The organism is Streptomyces sp. NRRL WC-3618, from assembly GCF_001280005.1.
GTDB lineage: Bacteria > Actinomycetota > Actinomycetes > Streptomycetales > Streptomycetaceae > Streptomyces.
This window is the reverse complement of the sequence record NZ_LGDW01000082.1, coordinates 1-17353: the sequence shown is the minus strand read 5'-3', so window position 1 is coordinate 17353 and position 17353 is coordinate 1. Positions and strand designations below refer to the sequence as shown.

Annotated in this window: 17 protein-coding genes; 10 read left to right on the top strand and 7 right to left on the bottom strand. The window is 68.3% G+C overall.

From position 1 onward, the window contains the following. Together ADL01_RS11030 and ADL01_RS11025 are read right to left on the bottom strand one after the other, a co-directional pair. A partial coding sequence (locus tag ADL01_RS11030) for a serine hydrolase domain-containing protein (protein ID WP_053741758.1) occupies positions 1-731 on the bottom strand: 731 nt, incomplete at its 3' end. A 248-nt stretch (positions 732-979) separates the two neighbouring features. After that, the gene (locus ADL01_RS11025; protein WP_053741757.1) at positions 980-1450 is read right to left on the bottom strand and encodes a GNAT family N-acetyltransferase; all 471 of its coding nucleotides are present in this window, start codon (positions 1448-1450) and stop codon (positions 980-982) included. A gap of 95 nt (positions 1451-1545) precedes the next feature. Between ADL01_RS11025 and ADL01_RS11020 the strand changes: the two genes are divergently transcribed. Together ADL01_RS11020 and ADL01_RS11015 are read left to right on the top strand one after the other, a co-directional pair. Next, positions 1546-2133 carry a MerR family transcriptional regulator gene (locus tag ADL01_RS11020; RefSeq protein ID WP_053741754.1) on the top strand — a complete coding sequence of 196 codons (588 nt, stop codon included), beginning with the start codon at positions 1546-1548 and terminating at the stop codon, positions 2131-2133. After that, positions 2130-3170: an aldo/keto reductase gene (locus ADL01_RS11015; protein ID WP_053741753.1), complete on the top strand. Its 1041-nt coding sequence runs from the start codon at positions 2130-2132 to the stop codon at positions 3168-3170. Before ADL01_RS11020 ends, ADL01_RS11015 begins: the two co-directional genes overlap by 4 nt. Positions 3171-3277: 107 nt before the next feature. Here ADL01_RS11015 and ADL01_RS11010 read toward each other — a convergent pair whose 3' ends face one another. From ADL01_RS11010 to ADL01_RS11000, 3 genes are all read right to left on the bottom strand, one after another. After that, positions 3278-4126 carry a DUF4429 domain-containing protein gene (locus ADL01_RS11010; RefSeq protein WP_053741752.1) on the bottom strand — a complete coding sequence of 283 codons (849 nt, stop codon included), beginning with the start codon at positions 4124-4126 and terminating at the stop codon, positions 3278-3280. A 67-nt stretch (positions 4127-4193) separates the two neighbouring features. Next, positions 4194-5429, bottom strand: coding sequence for an alpha/beta hydrolase (locus tag ADL01_RS11005; protein WP_053741751.1), 1236 nt, complete (start codon positions 5427-5429; stop codon positions 4194-4196). Positions 5430-5541: 112 nt separating this feature from the next. Further along, a complete protein-coding gene (locus ADL01_RS11000) occupies positions 5542-6210 on the bottom strand; it encodes a TetR family transcriptional regulator (protein WP_053741756.1) in 669 nt (222 codons plus the stop codon). A 161-nt stretch (positions 6211-6371) separates the two neighbouring features. Here ADL01_RS11000 and ADL01_RS10995 point away from each other — a divergent pair, with 161 nt between their 5' ends. Together ADL01_RS10995 and ADL01_RS10990 are read left to right on the top strand one after the other, a co-directional pair. Then, entirely contained in the window at positions 6372-7970 is a 1599-nt protein-coding gene (locus ADL01_RS10995) for an MFS transporter (RefSeq protein WP_053741750.1), read from the top strand. 322 nt (positions 7971-8292) lie between these two features. Further along, a complete protein-coding gene (locus ADL01_RS10990; protein ID WP_053741749.1) occupies positions 8293-8607 on the top strand; it encodes a hypothetical protein in 315 nt (104 codons plus the stop codon). Between the two features lie 35 nt (positions 8608-8642). Here ADL01_RS10990 and ADL01_RS10985 read toward each other — a convergent pair whose 3' ends face one another. Together ADL01_RS10985 and aceE are read right to left on the bottom strand one after the other, a co-directional pair. Beyond that, complete coding sequence (locus tag ADL01_RS10985; RefSeq protein ID WP_053741755.1) at positions 8643-9419, bottom strand: potassium channel family protein; 777 nt, start codon at positions 9417-9419, stop codon at positions 8643-8645. A gap of 119 nt (positions 9420-9538) precedes the next feature. After that, complete coding sequence (aceE, locus tag ADL01_RS10980; protein ID WP_053741748.1) at positions 9539-12271, bottom strand: pyruvate dehydrogenase (acetyl-transferring), homodimeric type; 2733 nt, start codon at positions 12269-12271, stop codon at positions 9539-9541. Between the two features lie 464 nt (positions 12272-12735). Between aceE and ADL01_RS10975 the strand changes: the two genes are divergently transcribed. The 6 genes from ADL01_RS10975 to ADL01_RS10950 all read left to right on the top strand — a co-directional run bounded on the left by ADL01_RS10975 (position 12736) and on the right by ADL01_RS10950 (position 17304). Continuing rightward, positions 12736-13173 (top strand): DUF3052 domain-containing protein, encoded by a 438-nt coding sequence (locus tag ADL01_RS10975; RefSeq protein ID WP_053741747.1) that lies wholly within the window; start codon positions 12736-12738, stop codon positions 13171-13173. Positions 13174-13381: 208 nt separating this feature from the next. Further along, positions 13382-13840, top strand: coding sequence for a peroxiredoxin (locus ADL01_RS10970; protein WP_053741746.1), 459 nt, complete (start codon positions 13382-13384; stop codon positions 13838-13840). A gap of 124 nt (positions 13841-13964) precedes the next feature. Beyond that, entirely contained in the window at positions 13965-14540 is a 576-nt protein-coding gene (locus ADL01_RS10965) for a TerD family protein (protein ID WP_053741745.1), read from the top strand. Positions 14541-14665: 125 nt separating this feature from the next. Next, positions 14666-15241 carry a TerD family protein gene (locus ADL01_RS10960; RefSeq protein WP_053741744.1) on the top strand — a complete coding sequence of 192 codons (576 nt, stop codon included), beginning with the start codon at positions 14666-14668 and terminating at the stop codon, positions 15239-15241. A 50-nt stretch (positions 15242-15291) separates the two neighbouring features. Next, a complete protein-coding gene (locus tag ADL01_RS10955; protein WP_053741743.1) occupies positions 15292-16440 on the top strand; it encodes a DUF475 domain-containing protein in 1149 nt (382 codons plus the stop codon). Between the two features lie 126 nt (positions 16441-16566). After that, complete coding sequence (locus ADL01_RS10950) at positions 16567-17304, top strand: TerD family protein (protein WP_053741742.1); 738 nt, start codon at positions 16567-16569, stop codon at positions 17302-17304. Positions 17305-17353: the final 49 nt, after the last annotated feature.

The window sequence follows — 17353 nt, the reverse complement described above, 5'->3', positions numbered from 1 at the left end:
CACCCCACCCCCACCACCGGATCGACCCACAGAAACGTCCCGGCCTGCCCGAAATGACCGAACGTCCGCGCCGACGACGAACTCCCCGTCCAGTGCGGCGACTTCACCCCCCGGATCTCGAACCCCAGCCCCCAGTCATTGGGGTTCTGATGCCCGTACCCCGGCAGCACCCCCTTCGTCCCCGGGTACTGCACACTCATCGCCTCCGCGACCGTCCGCGGATCGAGCAGCCGAGGCGCCTGCACCTCCGCGGCGAACCGCACCAGATCCCCGACGGTCGAGACCCCGTCCTTCGCGGGCGACCCCTCCACCTCAGTCGACGTCATCCCGAGTGGCTCCAGGACCGCCTGCCGGACGTACTCCGCGAACGGAATCTCCGTCGCCTTCGCCACGTGATCCCCCAGCACCTCGAACCCGGCGTTGGAGTACAGCCGCCGCTCCCCGGGCGGAGCTGTCACCCGGTGCTCGTCGAAGGCGAGGCCGGAGGTGTGCGCGAGGAGATGGCGGACCGTCGATCCGGGCGGCCCGGCCGGCTCGTCGAGTTCGATGGCGCCCTCCTCGTACGCGACGAGGGCGGCGTACGCGGCGAGCGGCTTGGTGACCGAGGCGAGCGCGAACCGGTGGTCGAGGGGCCCGTGGCTGCCGAGTACGGCACCGTCCGCCCGTACGACGGCCGCGGCGGCGGTGGGCACGGGCCAGTTCTCGATCAGTGCGAGGCTCTTCAGCGACATGACGGACATGGCATCGAGCTTAGGCCCTGCCGTTTGGATCATCTCGGCGTCGCGGGACGTGGCACGCACGTCTGCGGCGTTGTCGTCGGTCGCCAACTCCCCCACTCTCGACTTCGCTCGAGCGGGGGGACCCCCATCGCGTTGACTCCCTCCTCCGCCTTGCAGCCGCACGCACCACGTCCCGCTCGGGTCGGCCGAGAAGAACCGCACCTCACAGCCGAGCTGATCCAAACGACAGGGCCAGAGGCTCACAACCGCAGCCGCATGAAGGGGTCCGGTTGCCGCACGAAGCCCAGCGACGCGTACAGCGGCATGGCGTCCGCCGACGCCGTGAGATCGATCTGACCGACGCCCTGTTCCCGGAACCACTCCACCAGCGCCTCCATGCAGGCCCGCGCGTACCCCCGGCGGCGCGCGTCCGGGTCGGTGGCGACGCTGAACACGTACCCGACCCGCCCGTGCGGATTGCCCGCGCGCCCGATCCGGTACTCGACCGTCCCCACGACCAGCGCGGCCAGCGACCCGGGCCGCTCCGGACGGTCGACGACGAACGCGGCGAAGCCCCCGGCCGGATCGGCGAGCCTCGCGGTCACGGTGGCCAGGGACGCGGACTGCCAGCCGGTGTCGGTGTTCGCCCCGGACATCGAGTCGATCAACACCTGGCGCAACCGCAGCAGTTCTCCGGCGTCCTCGGGCTTGGCACGGCGTACGAGAGTCATGATCCGCACGGTAGTGAGCCCGCACCGGCCAAGTCTCCGCAATATCGCGGTATCCGCTTGCTTGGAGTGCACTCCAGGGTTTTAGCGTGGGGGTCATGACGGTGCTGGAGACCACAGACCCCATCACGAACACCCCCACACCCCCCGCAGTGCTCGAAGTACCCGCAGTACCCGAAGTACCCGACGTACCCGCCGAGGCCGGCAACTGTTCGGCCCCGCAGCAGCAGCAGCCCGACCGGCGCCCGGACGGGCACGACCGCTACACGATCAGTGAGGTCGTCGTCTTCACCGGGCTGACCGCGCACACCCTGCGCTGGTACGAGCGCATCGGGCTGATGCCGCACATCGACCGTTCGCACACCGGCCAGCGCCGCTACAGCAACCGCGACCTCGACTGGCTCGACTTCGTCGGCAAGCTCCGGCTCACCGGTATGCCGGTCGCGGACATGGTGCGGTACGCCGAACTCGTGCGCGAGGGCGACCACACGTACGGCGAGCGCTTCGAGCTGCTCGAGTCGACGCGCCGGGCCGTCCTGGACCGCATCGCGGAACTCCAGGACACGCTCGCCGTACTGGACAGGAAGATCAGTTTCTACGCGGAAGCGGACCTGGACGCGGGCCTTGTCCGCCAGGTCCGTGAGGACGTCCGAGAGGGCGTCCGTGAGATGGAGAGAGTGCGATGACGAACGACGACAGCCGACTCAGCAGGCTCGGTACGGCCCCCCTGGGCACCGACGGCCCCGAGGTCGGCGTACAGGGCCTCGGCTGCATGGGCATGAGCTTCGCGTACGGCCCCACGGACGCCGACGAGGCCCGCGCCACGCTGGAATGCGCCCTCGAACTCGGCGTGACCCTCTATGACACGGCGGACGCCTACGGCGGGGGTGACAACGAACGTTTCCTGTCGCCGTTCTTCAAGGCACACCGGGACGAGGTCGTCGTCGCGACGAAGTTCGCCCTGTCGATGCCATCGGGCACGACGGGCCCGAGGGTCATCCGCAACGACCCGCCGTACATACGCCAGGCGGTCGAGGCCAGCCTCAAGAACCTCGACATCGACGTCATCGACCTCTACTACATGCACCGGCGTGACGTGAACATCCCCATCGAGGAGACCGTCGGCGCGATGGCCGACCTGGTCCGCGAGGGCAAGGTCAAGCAGCTGGGCCTGAGCGAGGTCACGGGCTCGGAGCTGCGTGCGGCACAGGCCGTGCACCCGATCGCCGCCGTCCAGTCGGAGTGGTCCCTGTTCAGCCGGGACATCGAGGCGAACGTGGTCCCGACGGCCCGTGAACTGGGCGTCACCCTGGTCCCGTACTCCCCGCTGGGCCGAGGCTTCCTCACGGGTTCCTTCACCAACGCCGACCAGGAACTGACCGAGGACGACTTCCGCCGTACCCAGCCCCGCTTCACGGGCGAGAACGCCACGGCGAACGCGGCCCTGCTGGCCCCCGTGCGGACGGTCGCGGAGGCCCGCGGCGCGTCCCTGGGCCAGATCGCCCTGGCCTGGGTTCAGCAGCAGGCCGTCGTCCACGACCTCCCGGTCGTCCCGATCCCGGGCACCCGCAAGCGGTCCAGGGTGGAGGAGAACACGAAGGCGACGACCATCAAGTTGACGGACGAGGAGCTGGCCTCCCTGGACCTCATCGCGGCAAAGGTGGCAGGCGACCGCTACGCGGACATGCGCTTCGCGTCAGGGGCTCCGGGGGGCGGGGAGTAGGGAGTGGGGGAGAGGGGCCGTTTTTTGGGTAACGTCCCTTGAAAGAGGGGGGGGGGGGTGCTTCCCCGCACCCGCCCCGCCCTGTTGCCGAAGGACCGTTACCGCGGCTACAACTCCGCCAACAACTCGGCCTTCTTGGCAGCGAACTCCTCGTCGGTGACCAACCCGGCCTCGTGCAACCCCCCGAGATGCCGGATCCGTTCGGCGACATCCCCGGGATCACGCCGCCCGGCGTTCAGCTGAACCGCCGGCGCCCCTCCCGTGGAGCGCACCGCCGCGAGCACCGCCGCCGCGAACGGCAACGACTCGTGCACAGGCCCGTATCCCAGCCCGAACACCACCGAGGCGGGGTCCTGGTCGACCGGTGTGACAGAAGAAGGATCGGTACGCCGCAGCAGCCGCAGATGCCCCTCGAACACCTCGGGCGAGCGCCACTCCACCCCGCTGAGGTCGGCGACCGGAAACGTCTGGTCGCCCGCCTTCCACTTCGCCGACGACGCGCCCGTCCAGAACCACCGGAAGGACACGGCACGTCCGTCGAAGGACGCCTTCGCGTCGTACGCCTTGAAGGCCCGCGGCACCTCGGGCGCGGCCACCAAAAACCTTTCAGCGGGCTCGTGGTGGGTCAGCTGGGCCCGCAGCTCGTCCGCGTAGTACTCGGCGAGCGTCTCCCGCTCGGCCGGCAGCACCAGCCGGTACGGGTCGCAGTTCTCCTTCAGCTGGCCGTCGGCCGCCTCCATCAACGGGTCGGCGCCTGGCCGGGGTTCGGCGCGCAGCACCACCGTTCCCCGCTTGCCCGGGGTCAGCGTCACGCCCGCGATCGCCTCCAGGGGGATACGGCGTTCGCCGAGCGCCTGGAACAACTTCGGCGTGCGGATGCCCCGTTCGAAGCGGATGAGCACGGAGTCGGACTCGAACTCCCAGGCGGCATGAAATCCGGCCAGTACGTCACCCATGCGGCTCATCGTATGCGGCGCGAGCTTCATAGTCCCCTCCCCGGGCACACCGTGAATTCTGCGTCCTCTACGCGCGTCCGGGCATCGCCCCGTCGGACAAACCCTTCAGACACGCGTCGTCCTTGCGGTCCTGCTGATCCTGCTGAGCGCACCGCACGGCGTCGTACGCGCCGACGCCGATCTCGGCGAAGTTGTCCAGACTCTCCGTACCCGGCTCGAAATAGCCGCCATGCCCCTGCGCGCCCCGTGCGGACAGCACGCGTGCGCCGAACGCCGACGACACCGGATCGGCGCCGTGTCCGAGCCCGCCGACCTCCAGGTGCGGTACGTCCCGGATCCAGTCGTCGGCGTCGCGCATCGCCCACACCCGGGCGGAGGTGCGCAGCCCCTCGGAGTTCTCGACCCGCATGCCGGGGCTGCCGGCCACCGCGATGTCGGTCACCCGGGGCGGCAGCGCGTGTGCGGCGACCCCGCACAGCACCGAGCCGTAGCTGTGGCAGAACAGGGCGACCTTCGCCGGGCCGGGCAGCGCGCGCACCAGCGCGTTCAGCCGCAGCGCGCCGGAGTTGGCGCGCATGGCGGTCGCCGCGTCCATGCCGACCCCGCTGGGCGCGGTGTAGTCGGCCCAGGCGATCACGGCCGCACGGATCGTGGGGTTCGCCTTCCGTTCCGCGCGGTACAGCGCCTTGGCCATGCCGACGGGCGCCGAGTACGTGCGGTTGGTCCGCTGGAAGGTGAGGAGGTCGGTGTCCACGCCGGGGACCACGACCGAGACGCGCCGCGCCGTGTCGAGGTCGCCGAAGACCTCGGCGACCCGGCCCGAACCCTCGGGGTCGAAGGCGAGGATCTTGCGGCCGGGTTTGAGCAGCGCGTCGTAGCGGTGCATACGGCGCCCCGCCTCGTACTGCCCGACGGGCGACAGCCGGTTGTCGTGCACGCGCGCCCGGTCCGCCTCGCGCGCCGTGTGCAGCGCGACACGGTTGGCGCGGTAACGCAGGCCGACGGGCGCGCCGTTCATGTTGCCGACGGCCAACGGGTAGCGCCGGACGAGCCGGTCGCGCTGGCCGTCGGTGAGCGAGGCGAAGAACCGGGTCAGCCGGCCGGGGCTCTCGTCCGGGTCGGGCAGCGCGAGGCCGCCCAACCGTCCGTGCTCCCACGCGGAGAGCGACGCCTGGAGCGGCGAGGGCGTGCGATGGCTGCGGACCGCGGTCCAGCCGGTCGTCGCGAGCATCACGAAGACCACGGCCAGCGCGGCAAGCGCGCGCCAGACGTTCAGTTGCGGGGAGGTGTCGAAGGAAGTCACTGAAAGGACACACTAGGAGAACGAGAGGGTCTCGCGGTAACCGAGTGACGGGTATCACGTTTCGATAACCGACGCTGGGTACGTCACTCCGTACGCACGCCCGTACGGGGTGTCACGGCAGGTCCGTGCGCCAGGTCCCCGCCAGCGCCGGACCCATCGCGTCGAGATAGGTGCTGGTGAGCTCGCGCATCGCCGTCACGCTCATGTCCGAGCCCGCGCCCCACCGTCGTTCCGTCAGTCGCATCAGCCCGCTGAACAGGGCCACCACGACCCGTGGCCGCAGGTCGCCGTCCACGTCGACGCCCTCGCGCTCGGCGATCAGCCGCGCCACCGCCTCCTCCGTCTCGGCGGAGCGGCGCATGTGCGCGGCGAGCAGCACCGGCGTCGACTCGATCACGTAGTGCATACGCATCTGCAACTCCGCCGGAACGACGGACTCCACGGCCTCGTTGATCGTCTGCCAGCCCTCCAGCACCGCTTGGCGCAGCGCCTCCAGCGGGGCCTCGTGCGGCGGGCGGGCGCGCACGGCCTCGATGAAGTGCGCCTCCGCGATGCGCTGCACGGCGAAGGCGGCGTCCTCCTTGCCGGCGAAGTAGCGGAAGAAGGTGCGCTGCGAGACCTCGACGGCCTCGGCGATCTCGTCGACGGTCGTCTGCTCGTACCCGTTGGTGGTGAACAGGGTGAGGGCGGCGCGCACCAACGCGTCCCGGGTGCGCTGCTTCTTGCGCTCACGCAGGCCGGGACCGGACTCCGGACCCGCCTCGGTTTCGGCGGCGTTCATGACGATCAGGCCTCTTCGTTCTTCGCTGAAGTTCATTCGCTGCTGTTCATTCGCTGGTGTCATGCGCTGGTGTTCGTTCGTCTTTTCGGTGAGGGACGTGTCAGCTGCCGACTTGTGAACTGGTTTGTCAGTTGTCAGTGGCTGTCACTAGCCTCGAACGCATGACTAGTCAGACCACCGTCGAGACATCTGTCTCTCCCTCGGACCCCACGCCCGCCAAAGGGCTGCGCGGCCATCCGTGGCTGACCCTGATATCCGTTGCCGTCGGGGTCATGATGGTGGCCCTTGACGGCACCGTCGTGGCCATCGCCAACCCGGCCATCCAGAAGGACCTGGGCGCGAGTTTCGCGCAGGTCCAGTGGATCACCAACGGCTACTTCCTCGCGCTCGCGGTCGCGCTGATCACCGCGGGCAAGCTCGGTGACCGGTTCGGGCACCGGCAGACCTTCCTCGTCGGCATCGTCGGATTCGCCGCCTCGTCGGCGGCCATCGGACTGTCCGGCAGTATCGCCCTGGTCGTCGTCTTCCGGGTGTTCCAGGGGCTGTTCGGGGCGCTGCTGATGCCGGCCGCGCTCGGTCTGCTGCGGGCCACGTTCCCCGCCGAGAAGCTGAACATGGCCATCGGTATCTGGGGCATGGTCATCGGCGCGTCCACGGCGGGCGGCCCGATCCTCGGCGGGCTGCTGGTCGAGCACGTCAACTGGCAGTCGGTGTTCTTCGTCAACGTGCCGGTGGGCGTCCTGGCCCTCGTCATCGGCCTGGTGATCCTGGTCGACCACCGGGCGGAGAACGCCCCGCGCTCCTTCGATCTCGTCGGTATCGCGCTGCTCTCGGGCGCGATGTTCTGCCTGGTGTGGGCGCTCATCAAGGCTCCGGCGTGGGGCTGGGGCGACAGCAAGACGTGGGTGTTCCTGGCGTTGTCGGTGGTGGGCTTCCTGCGCTTCGCCCGCTGGGAACAGAGGGTCAAGGAGCCGCTGATCCCGCTCAACCTGTTCCGGTCGGTCCCGCTGTCGGCGGGTGTGGTGCTGATGGTCCTGATGGCCATCGCCTTCATGGGCGGCCTGTTCTTCGTCACCTTCTACCTGCAGAACGTGCACGGTATGAGTCCGATCGACGCGGGTCTGCATCTGCTTCCGCTCACCGGGATGATGATCGTCGGTTCGCCGCTGGCCGGCGCGATGATCAGCAAGACGGGTCCCCGCATCCCGCTCGCGGGTGGTATGGCCTGCGTCGCGGTCGCCATGTTCGGTATGTCCACGCTGGAGACGGACACCGGCAGCGGCATCATGTCGCTCTGGTTCGCCATGCTCGGCCTCGGCCTCGCCCCGGTGATGGTCGGCGCGACGGAGGTCATCGTGGGCAACGCGCCCATGGAGCTCTCCGGTGTCGCCGGCGGCCTGCAGCAGGCGGCGATGCAGATCGGCGGCAGCCTCGGTACGGCGGTCCTGGGCGCGGTCATGGCCTCCAAGGTCGACAGCGACCTCCCGGGCAACTGGACGGCCGCGGGCCTGCCGAAGCTCACTCCGGCACAGCAGGCCCAGGCCTCCGAGGCGGTCCAGGTCGGGGTGCCGCCGGTGGCGAAGGGCACGCCGGAGACGGTCGCCGCCCAGATCACGAAGGTCGCCCACGACACGTTCGTCTCGGGCATGAGCCTGGCCTGCCTGGTCGCCGCGGGCGTGGGGGTGGTCGCGATCGTGGTCGCGCTGCTGACGAAGCGCGGCGAGAACGCGGAGGCCGGCGCGGGGACGGCGCACATCTGAGGCGCATACATCGCGCATATATCTATGACCTGTGCGGCGGGGTTCGCTCATCAGGGTGACTCCGCTAAAGATTCCTCCCCTTCGGTACACGGGACAGGTCACAGTTAGTCAAGTCCTCCGCACGACATGGTCGTTACGACCCGGTCGGTACGGCGTCGGAGGGCTGCCGGGCCGCGGCGCGCTGCCGGAGGGGGACAGCGCGCCGGCGGGCCCGCCGAAGAGCGGGACGACGACTCGTAACCCGGAAGGCGTGAAACCCGCCACGGGGGTACTCGCCCCATCAACCCCGAACCACCACCGAGTTCCAGGGAGTTGATGAGAGATGGCGGCCTTCGGACGACAGCACCCCACCCGCCGGCATCCCGGCTCGCGCGGCGCCGGAACCTGGCAGCGGTCCGCCCCGGACAGCGCGACGCTGGGAATCATCGGACTCGTCTGCGCAGTGGCGGGCTTCTTCGTCCTCGGCATCGTCCTCGGCCCCGTGGCCGTCGTCTGCGGCTGGCTGGCGATGGGCCGCACCTGGAGGGGCCCGCGCCCGACACCGCCCCTGGTGGCCGTGGTCCTGGGCGCGATCGACACCCTCCTGGCCGTCATCTGGCTGGCGGGCGCCACCGGACCGACGAACGGCCTCTTCTGACGGTCCGTCCGGCGAGGGACCCGTGAGGACCGGCCCTACTGGGGCTGCTCCTCACCCACCCGCTCACCCAACCGCTCCCGCGCGCCCATCGAGCCGCTCAGCGCGGCCACCTCCGCCCGCAGCGCCCGTACCTCGTCCGTCAGCGTCGTGATCGCCGCCGTCTGGCGCCTCTCCTCCATGTCGTCCATCTCGAACCGGGAGATGAACCAGGCGGCGATGTTGGCGGTGACGAGACCGAGCAGCGCGATCCCGGACAGCATCAGCCCGACCGCGAGCATCCGGCCCACTCCGGTCGTCGGCGCGTGGTCCCCGTAGCCCACGGTGGTCATCGTCGTGAACGACCACCACAGGGCGTCATCCAGCGTGCGGATGTTCCCTTCCGGCGACGCGCGTTCCACCGACAGCACGGCCAGCGAACCGAACATCAGCAGCCCCACCACGGCGCCGCCGATGTACGTCGTCAGCCGCACCTGGGACGCCATCTGGGCCCGTCGGCCGACCAGCAGCAGCGTGGAGACCACTCGCAGCAGCCGCAGCGGCTGGAGCAGCGGCAGCAGCACGGCGAACAGGTCCGGCCAGTGCCGTCGTACGTACTCCCGACGCCGCTCGGCGAGAGCGATCCGCACGAGATAGTCGACCGCGAACGCCCCCCACACCGCCCACTCCGCGACGGTGCACGCAACCGACACGGACGGGCTCGCGGGGTTGTCCACGATCGGCACCGCATAGGCAACGGTGAACACGACCGCAAGCGCCATCAGGGGCCGCTGGGTGTGCCGCTCCCAACGGGCCTGTGCCGACTTTTCGTTCATGCCCCGCATCGTAAGCGCCCTGGAGGGCGCCCCGTAGGGGCGCACCTCCAGGGGCGCGGGGAACTGCGCGACCAGCCACAACGAACCGGCAGACGAAAAACCGCCCACCCCGCGGAGCGCTACGCGTCGCCCCCCGCCGCACCGGGATCCGCCGACGCCACGTCAAGCAACTGATACCGATCGATCGCCTGCTTCAGCACCGAACGATCAACCTTCCCCTCCTTGGCCAGCTCGGTCAGCACCGCCACCACGATCGACTGCGCGTCGATGTGGAAGTGGCGCCGCGCCGCACCCCGCGTGTCCGCGAAGCCGAAACCGTCCGCGCCCAGCGACTGGTACGTCCCCGGCACCCAGCGCGAGATCTGGTCCGGAACCGAACGCATCCAGTCGGACACGGCCACGAACGGACCCTCGGCCGAGCCCAGCTTCCGCGTCACGTAGGGGACGCGCTGTTCCTCCTCGGGGTGCAGCAAGTTGTGCTGCTCCACCGCGACCGCCTCGCGCCGCAGCTCGTTCCAGGAGGTCGCCGACCAGACGTCCGCCCGTACGTCCCACTCCTCGGCGAGGATTCGCTGCGCCTCCAGCGCCCACGGCACCGCGACACCGGACGCGATGACCTGCGCCGGAATGGAGCCCGACGTGGCCGCGCCCACCCGGTGGATGCCCTTGAGGATGCCGTCGACGTCGACGTTCTCAGGCTCGGCCGGGTGCTGGATCGGCTCGTTGTAGACGGTGAGGTAGTAGAAGATGTCCTCACTGTCCGGCCCGTACATCCGACGCAGACCGTCCTGCACGATGTGCGCGATCTCGTACGAGTACGCCGGGTCGTACGCCACACAGCCCGGGTTCGTCGAGGCGAGCAGCTGCGAGTGGCCGTCCGCGTGCTGCAGACCCTCACCGGTCAGCGTCGTACGGCCGGCGGTCGCACCCAGCACGAAACCACGCGCCAGCTGGTCGGCCATCTGCCAGAACTGGTCGCCGGTGCGCTGGAAACCGAACATCGAGTAGAAGACGTAGACGGGAATCAGCGGCTCGCCATGCGTGGCGTAGGCCGAACCCGCCGCGATCAGTGAGGCGGTGCAGCCCGCCTCCGAGATGCCGTCGTGCAGCATCTGGCCGGTCGGCGACTCCTTGTAGGCGAGGAGCAGCTCACGGTCGACCGACTCGTACTGCTGACCGAGCGGGTTGTAGATCTTCGCGCTCGGGAAGAACGAGTCCATGCCGAACGTGCGGTACTCGTCCGGCGCGATCAGCACGAAACGCTTGCCGATCTCCTTGTCCCGCATGAGGTCCTTGAGTAGCCGGACGAACGCCATGGTCGTGGCGATCGACTGCTGACCCGAACCCTTCTTCACACTCGCGTACGTCTTCTCCGGCGGCAGCGTCAGCGGCTTGGCGCGTACGACACGGGTCGGGACGTAGCCGCCGAGCGAGTTGCGGCGGTCGTGCATGTACTGGATCTCTTCCGAGTTCCGGCCCGGGTGGAAGTACGGCGGCGCGCCGCCCTCCAGTTCCTTGTCGGAGATCGGCAGGTGGAGCCGGTCGCGGAAGCCCTTGAGGTCGGCCGCCGTCAGCTTCTTCATCTGGTGCGTGGCGTTGCGGCCCTCGAAGTTGGGTCCGAGCGTCCAGCCCTTGACCGTCTTGGCGAGGATGACGGTCGGCTGGCCCTTGTGCGCCTTGGCCGCCGCGAACGCCGCGAAGATCTTCCTGTGGTCGTGGCCACCGCGGCCCAGGTGCAGCACCTGGTCGTCGGTCATGTTCTCGACCATCGCGCGCAGCCGGGTGTCGTCACCGAAGAAGTGGTCGCGGATGTACGCGCCGGTCTCGGTCGCGTACGTCTGGAACTGGCCGTCGGGCGTCGTGTTCATCTTGTTGACGAGCACGCCGTCCCGGTCCTGCGCGAGCAGCGGGTCCCAGCTGCGGTCCCACACCAGCTTGACGACGTTCCAGCCGGCGCCCCGGAACTGCGACTCCAGCTCCTGGATGATCTTGCCGTTGCCGCGCACCGGGCCGTCGAGCCGCTGGAGGTTGCAGTTGACGACGAAGGTCAGGTTGTCGAGGCCCTCGCGCGCGGCGATCGACAGCTGGCCGAGCGACTCCGGCTCGTCCATCTCGCCGTCACCGAGGAACGCCCACACGTGTGACTTGGAGGTGTCCGCGATTCCGCGCGCCTCCATGTAGCGGTTCATGCGCGCCTGGAAGATCGCGCCGAGCGGGCCGAGGCCCATCGAGACGGTCGGGAACTCCCAGAAGTCCGGCATCAGCCGCGGGTGCGGGTACGAGGACAGCCCGTACGGCGCCTTCGACTTCTCCTGGCGGAACGCGTCGAGCTGCTGCTCGCTGAGCCGGTCGAGGAGGAAGGCGCGGGCGTAGATGCCGGGGGAGGCGTGGCCCTGGAAGAAGATCTGGTCGCCGCCGTCGCCCTCGTCCTTGCCCCGGAAGAAGTGGTTGAAGCCCACGTCGTAGAGGGAGGCGGAGGAGGCGAAGGTCGCGATGTGGCCGCCGACGCCGATCCCGGGCCGCTGGGCGCGCGAGACCATCACGGCCGCGTTCCACCGGGTCGCGTTGAGGATGCGGCGCTCGATCTCCTCGTTGCCGGGGAAGAAGGGCTCGTCCTTCGTCGCGATCGTGTTGACGTAGTCCGTGCTCCGCATCTCGGGCACGGCCACGCGCTTCTCGCGGGCTCGCTCGATCAGCCGCAGCATCAGATAGCGGGCCCGCTCCCGGCCGCGTTCGTCAACCGCGGCGTCGAGGGAGTCGAGCCACTCCTGGGTTTCTTCGGGATCGAAGTCAGGAACCTGACTCGGAAGGCCGCCAATGATGATCGGGTTGCGATCTGATCCGGAAGCCACGCTGTTCCTTCGCTCTCGGAGGGCTTGATCCGGAACAGCTGTGGGCCTGTCCCGGGGCTGTGAATGCACTGGCCCCATCGTGTACCCCGAGGCCGGGTACGTCACCTCTACTCAGAGGTAGCCCCGGGTGGGGGCGCTCGGCAGAGGGGTCGCAGCCAAATCGCAACGATACGCCCAGTCCGTGACGTGTTCCGTAAAGCGATTCGGATCTAGCACGTTTGTGTGAGAGGTTCGGGAGTCACTCGGGAGCAGCAAAACCGCAAAGCGGGCAGAATGGTGTGGTGGGCGTCACGCGTTCCCGGAACCGCTGTGCGCAGTCGCGGCGACACCGCCAGGATCGTCACCGTTTCGGCGGTCTGAACGGCCGGGTACTTGCGCGATCCGCCCCGTCCGTGTGGACTACGGCCAATGCTTCGCGCACGCGCGTGGCTGGACATTTCTCGAACATGATCAGGAGGCAACCCGTGAGCGCGACCGCGGACCACGCGGAGGAGCGGACCAACCCTGCCGTCAGGCTGGGTTTCCAGCCCGAGCAGGTGGTCCAGGAGATCGGCTACGACGACGACGTCGACCAGGAACTCCGCGAGGCCATTGAGGAAGTCATCGGCGGCGATCTGGTGGACGAGGAGTACGACGACGTCGCAGATGCCGTGGTGCTGTGGTTCCGCGACGACGACGGCGACCTGACCGATTCGCTGGTGGATGCCACCACGTACATCGAAGAAGGCGGCGCGATCCTGCTCCTCACGCCCAAGACGGGCCGTGACGGCTACGTGGAGCCGAGCGACATCTCTGAAGCCGCGACGACGGCGGGTCTGTCGGCGACGAAGAGCGTCAGTGTCGGCAAGGACTGGAGTGGGAGTCGGCTGGCGACGCCCAAGGCAGCGAAGTCGAAGAAGTAGGTAGTGACCGTGGCCGAAGCGGGCCGTCTGCCGGGGGCTGCCGCCCCCGGACCCCCGCTTCGGCCCTGAACGGGCCTTGTCCTCCATCGCCGGACGGGCTCGAAACGCCGGCCGGAGCCGAAGAAGCACCCCGGCCTGCTGCCTGCCCTGCGGTCGGTGCTCACTAGGGTGTTCTCACCCGAACAGCCCACCGAAGGGATGCAGGATCATGGCGATCGAGGTCGGCGACAAGGCCCCGGACTTCGAACTCAAGGACAACCACGGCGCCACCGTGCGGCTCTCGGACTTCCGTGGTGCCAAGAACGTGGTGCTGCTCTTCTATCCCTTCGCCTTCACCGGCGTCTGCACCGGCGAGCTGTGCGACCTGCGGGACAACCTGCCGAGGTTCTCCGACCGGGACACCCAGGTGCTCGCCGTCTCCAACGACTCCATCCACACCCTGCGCGTCTTCGGCGAGCAGGAGGGCTTGGAGTACCCGCTCCTGTCCGACTTCTGGCCGCACGGCAACATTTCGCGCGCGTACGGCGTCTTCGACGACGACAAGGGTTGTGCGGTGCGCGGGACCTTCGTCATCGACAAGGAGGGCGTCGTGCGGTGGACCGTCGTCAACGGCCTGCCGGACGCGCGTGATCTGAACGAGTACGTGAAGGCACTCGACACCCTGTGATTCTTCGGTTCCAAGCCCTGCGTGGGGCGGGAACCCGTCACTAGGATCAACACGTTGATCCGATACCGGCGCACGAGGGGGCACTCCGCCCCTGGACAGCAGACGAGACACCAATGGAGGACTCGTGGGAGTCAGCCTCAGCAAGGGCGGCAACGTATCGCTGACGAAGGAGGCCCCGGGTCTCACCGCGGTCATCGTCGGTCTGGGGTGGGACGCCCGTTCCACCACCGGCACCGACTTCGACCTCGACGCCAGCGCGATCCTGACGAACACGGACGGCAAGGTCAGTTCCGACGCCAACTTCGTGTTCTTCAACAACCTCAAGAGCCCGGACGGCTCGGTCGAGCACACCGGCGACAACATCACCGGTGAGGGCGAGGGCGACGACGAGCAGATCAAGGTCAACCTCGCGGCGGTCCCGGCCGACGTCGACAAGATCGTGTTCCCGGTCTCGATCTACGACGCCGAGAACCGTCAGCAGTCCTTCGGCCAGGTGCGCAACGCGTTCATCCGCGTGGTGAACCAGGCGGGCGAGGCGGAGATCGCGCGCTACGACCTCTCCGAGGACGCCTCTACGGAGACCGCCATGGTCTTCGGCGAGCTCTACCGGCACGGCGCGGAGTGGAAGTTCCGCGCCATCGGCCAGGGTTACGCGTCCGGCCTGCGCGGTATCGCGCAGGACTTCGGCGTGAACGTCTGAGCCGGACTCTCTCCGGCTCCGTCGTCCGGCGTCGCACTCTCGGTGCGGCGCCGGACGTGCCAGGCACACCTGATCGCACACCAGTTCAGTGATTGCAAGGCTTCACCTCGGGGAGGAACAGCAGCATGGGCGTCACGCTTGCCAAGGGGGGCAATGTCTCCCTCTCCAAAGCCGCACCGAACCTCACCCAGGTCTTGGTCGGGCTCGGCTGGGACGCGCGTTCCACCACGGGCGCGCCGTTCGACCTCGACGCCAGCGCACTGCTGTGCGGGGGCGGACGGGTGCTCGGCGACGAGTGGTTCATCTTCTACAACCAGCTCACCAGCCCGGACGGCTCGGTCGAGCACACCGGCGACAACCTCACCGGCGAGGGCGACGGCGACGACGAGTCGCTGATCATCGACCTCCCCAGGGTGCCGGCCGCCTGCGACAAGATCATCTTTCCGGTCTCGATCCACGACGCGGACAACCGGGGCCAGACCTTCGGCCAGGTCGGCAACGCCTTCATCCGGGTCGTCAACCAGGCCGACGGTCAGGAGTTGGCGCGCTACGACCTGAGCGAGGACGCGTCGACGGAGACCGCGATGATCTTCGGCGAGTTGTACCGCTATCAGGGCGAGTGGAAGTTCCGTGCCGTTGGGCAGGGGTACGCGTCGGGTCTCAAGGGCATCGCTCTAGACTTCGGAGTCAACGTTTCGTAAAGCCGAGTACGGCAGCGGGGGAGACCCGTAAACACACGATTGGGTAGCCAGTGATTCTGAAAACCTTCGGCTGGTCGTTCGCGGTCACCGCGCTCGGCCTGGTCGCGGCGGTCTTCTACGGGGGGTGGACCGGGTTCGGCATCGTGGCGATCCTCTCCATCCTCGAGATCTCGCTGTCCTTCGACAACGCGGTGGTCAACGCCGGCATCCTGAAGAAGATGAGTGCCTTCTGGCAGAAGATCTTCCTCACCGTCGGTGTCCTCATCGCCGTCTTCGGTATGCGTCTCGTCTTCCCTGTCGTGATCGTGGCCATCAGTGCCAAGATCGGTCCGATAGACGCGGTCGATCTCGCGCTCAACGACAAGGACCAGTACCAGCAGCTGGTCACCGACGCCCACCCGTCGATCGCCGCCTTCGGTGGCATGTTCCTGCTGATGATCTTCCTCGACTTCATCTTCGAGGACCGGGACATCAAGTGGCTCGGCTGGCTTGAACGCCCGCTCGCCAAGCTCGGCAAGGTCGACATGCTGTCGGTCTGCATCGCCCTCATCGTGCTCATGATCTCCGCGATGACCTTCGCGACCAACGCCCACCAGCACGGTGGCGCCCACGTCGACAAGGCGCAGACGGTACTCATCTCCGGTATCGCCGGTCTGATCACGTACATGATCGTCGGCGGACTCTCCGGCTACTTCGAGGACAGGCTCGAGGAAGAGGAGGAGCGGGAGCACGAGGAGGAGGAAGAGGCCGAGCGCAGCGGCAAGAAGAAGCCGGCCGTCGTCCTCGCCGGCCAGGCCGCGTTCTTCATGTTCCTGTACCTCGAAGTCCTCGACGCGTCCTTCTCGTTCGACGGTGTGATCGGCGCCTTCGCCATCACGAACGACATCGTGCTGATGGCCCTGGGCCTCGGTATCGGCGCCATGTACGTCCGGTCGCTCACCGTCTACCTGGTCCGCCAGGGCACCCTCGACGACTACGTCTACCTGGAGCACGGCGCGCACTACGCGATCGGCGCCCTCTCCGCCATCCTCCTGGTCACCATCCAGTACGAGATCCACGAGGTCATCACCGGCCTGGTGGGCGTCGTCCTCATCGCCTGGTCCTTCTGGTCCTCCGTGCGCCGCAACACCAAGCTGGCAGCGGCAGAGGGAAAAGCGGCAACCTCGGACGAGAAGACTGAGGTCTCGTCCGGGGTGTGACAGCCTCCGCTGGGAGGAACGCTCTGAGCGGGGCGGCTACGAGGAATCGTCCTCGTCGGCCGCCCCGCGGCTTTGACGCCATGAACGAATGTGCGGGGCTGGAGGGGTGGGACGGGTGGGGACGCGATGAGTTTCTGGGACGATCTGTGGCGCGGCCGTACGACGGACTTCGACGCCGGCAGTGCCGCGAGCAACTCCATCGAGCTGACCAAGCGGCACCAGCGGGTGTCGCTCACCAAGCAGGGTGCCGCGACCGGGCATCTGCGCATCAACCTGTCGTGGCGGATGCGTACGTCGGACATCGGCGGCCCCAAGCGGCAGAGCCTGTGGCGCCACCCCTTCCAGGCCCTGAAGCCGGAGGCGGTCCAGGGGCACACCCAGAGCATGGTCAACGTCGACCTCGACCTGGGCATCCTGTACGAGCTCACCGACGGCACGAAGGGGGTCGTACAGCCCCTGGGCGGGTTCCTCGGCGAGACGAACGCGCCGCCGTACGTGAAGCTGAGCGGGGACGACCGGTTCGGGTCGGCGTCCGGTGAGACGGCGTACATCAATCTTGATCACCGGGACGAGATCAAGCGGCTGCTGGTGTTCGTGTACATCTACGACCAGACGCCGGCGTTCGACCGGACCCACGCGGTCGTGACGCTGTATCCGAGCAACGGGCCGCGGATCGAGATAGGGCTCGACGAGCGGCACTCGCAGGCTCGGTCGTGTGCGGTCGTGTTGATCGAGAACGTGAAGAACGAGTTGATCGTTCGGCGGGAAGTGAAGTTCGTCTACGGGTTTCAGGCCGAGCTTGATCGGTTGTACGGATGGGGGTTGCAGTGGGGCAGGGGGTACAAGACCAAGGCGGAGCGCTGACGCTGGTCCGGGCGGGGGCGCCTTCTGGCTCGGGGGTGCTGTGTGGGAG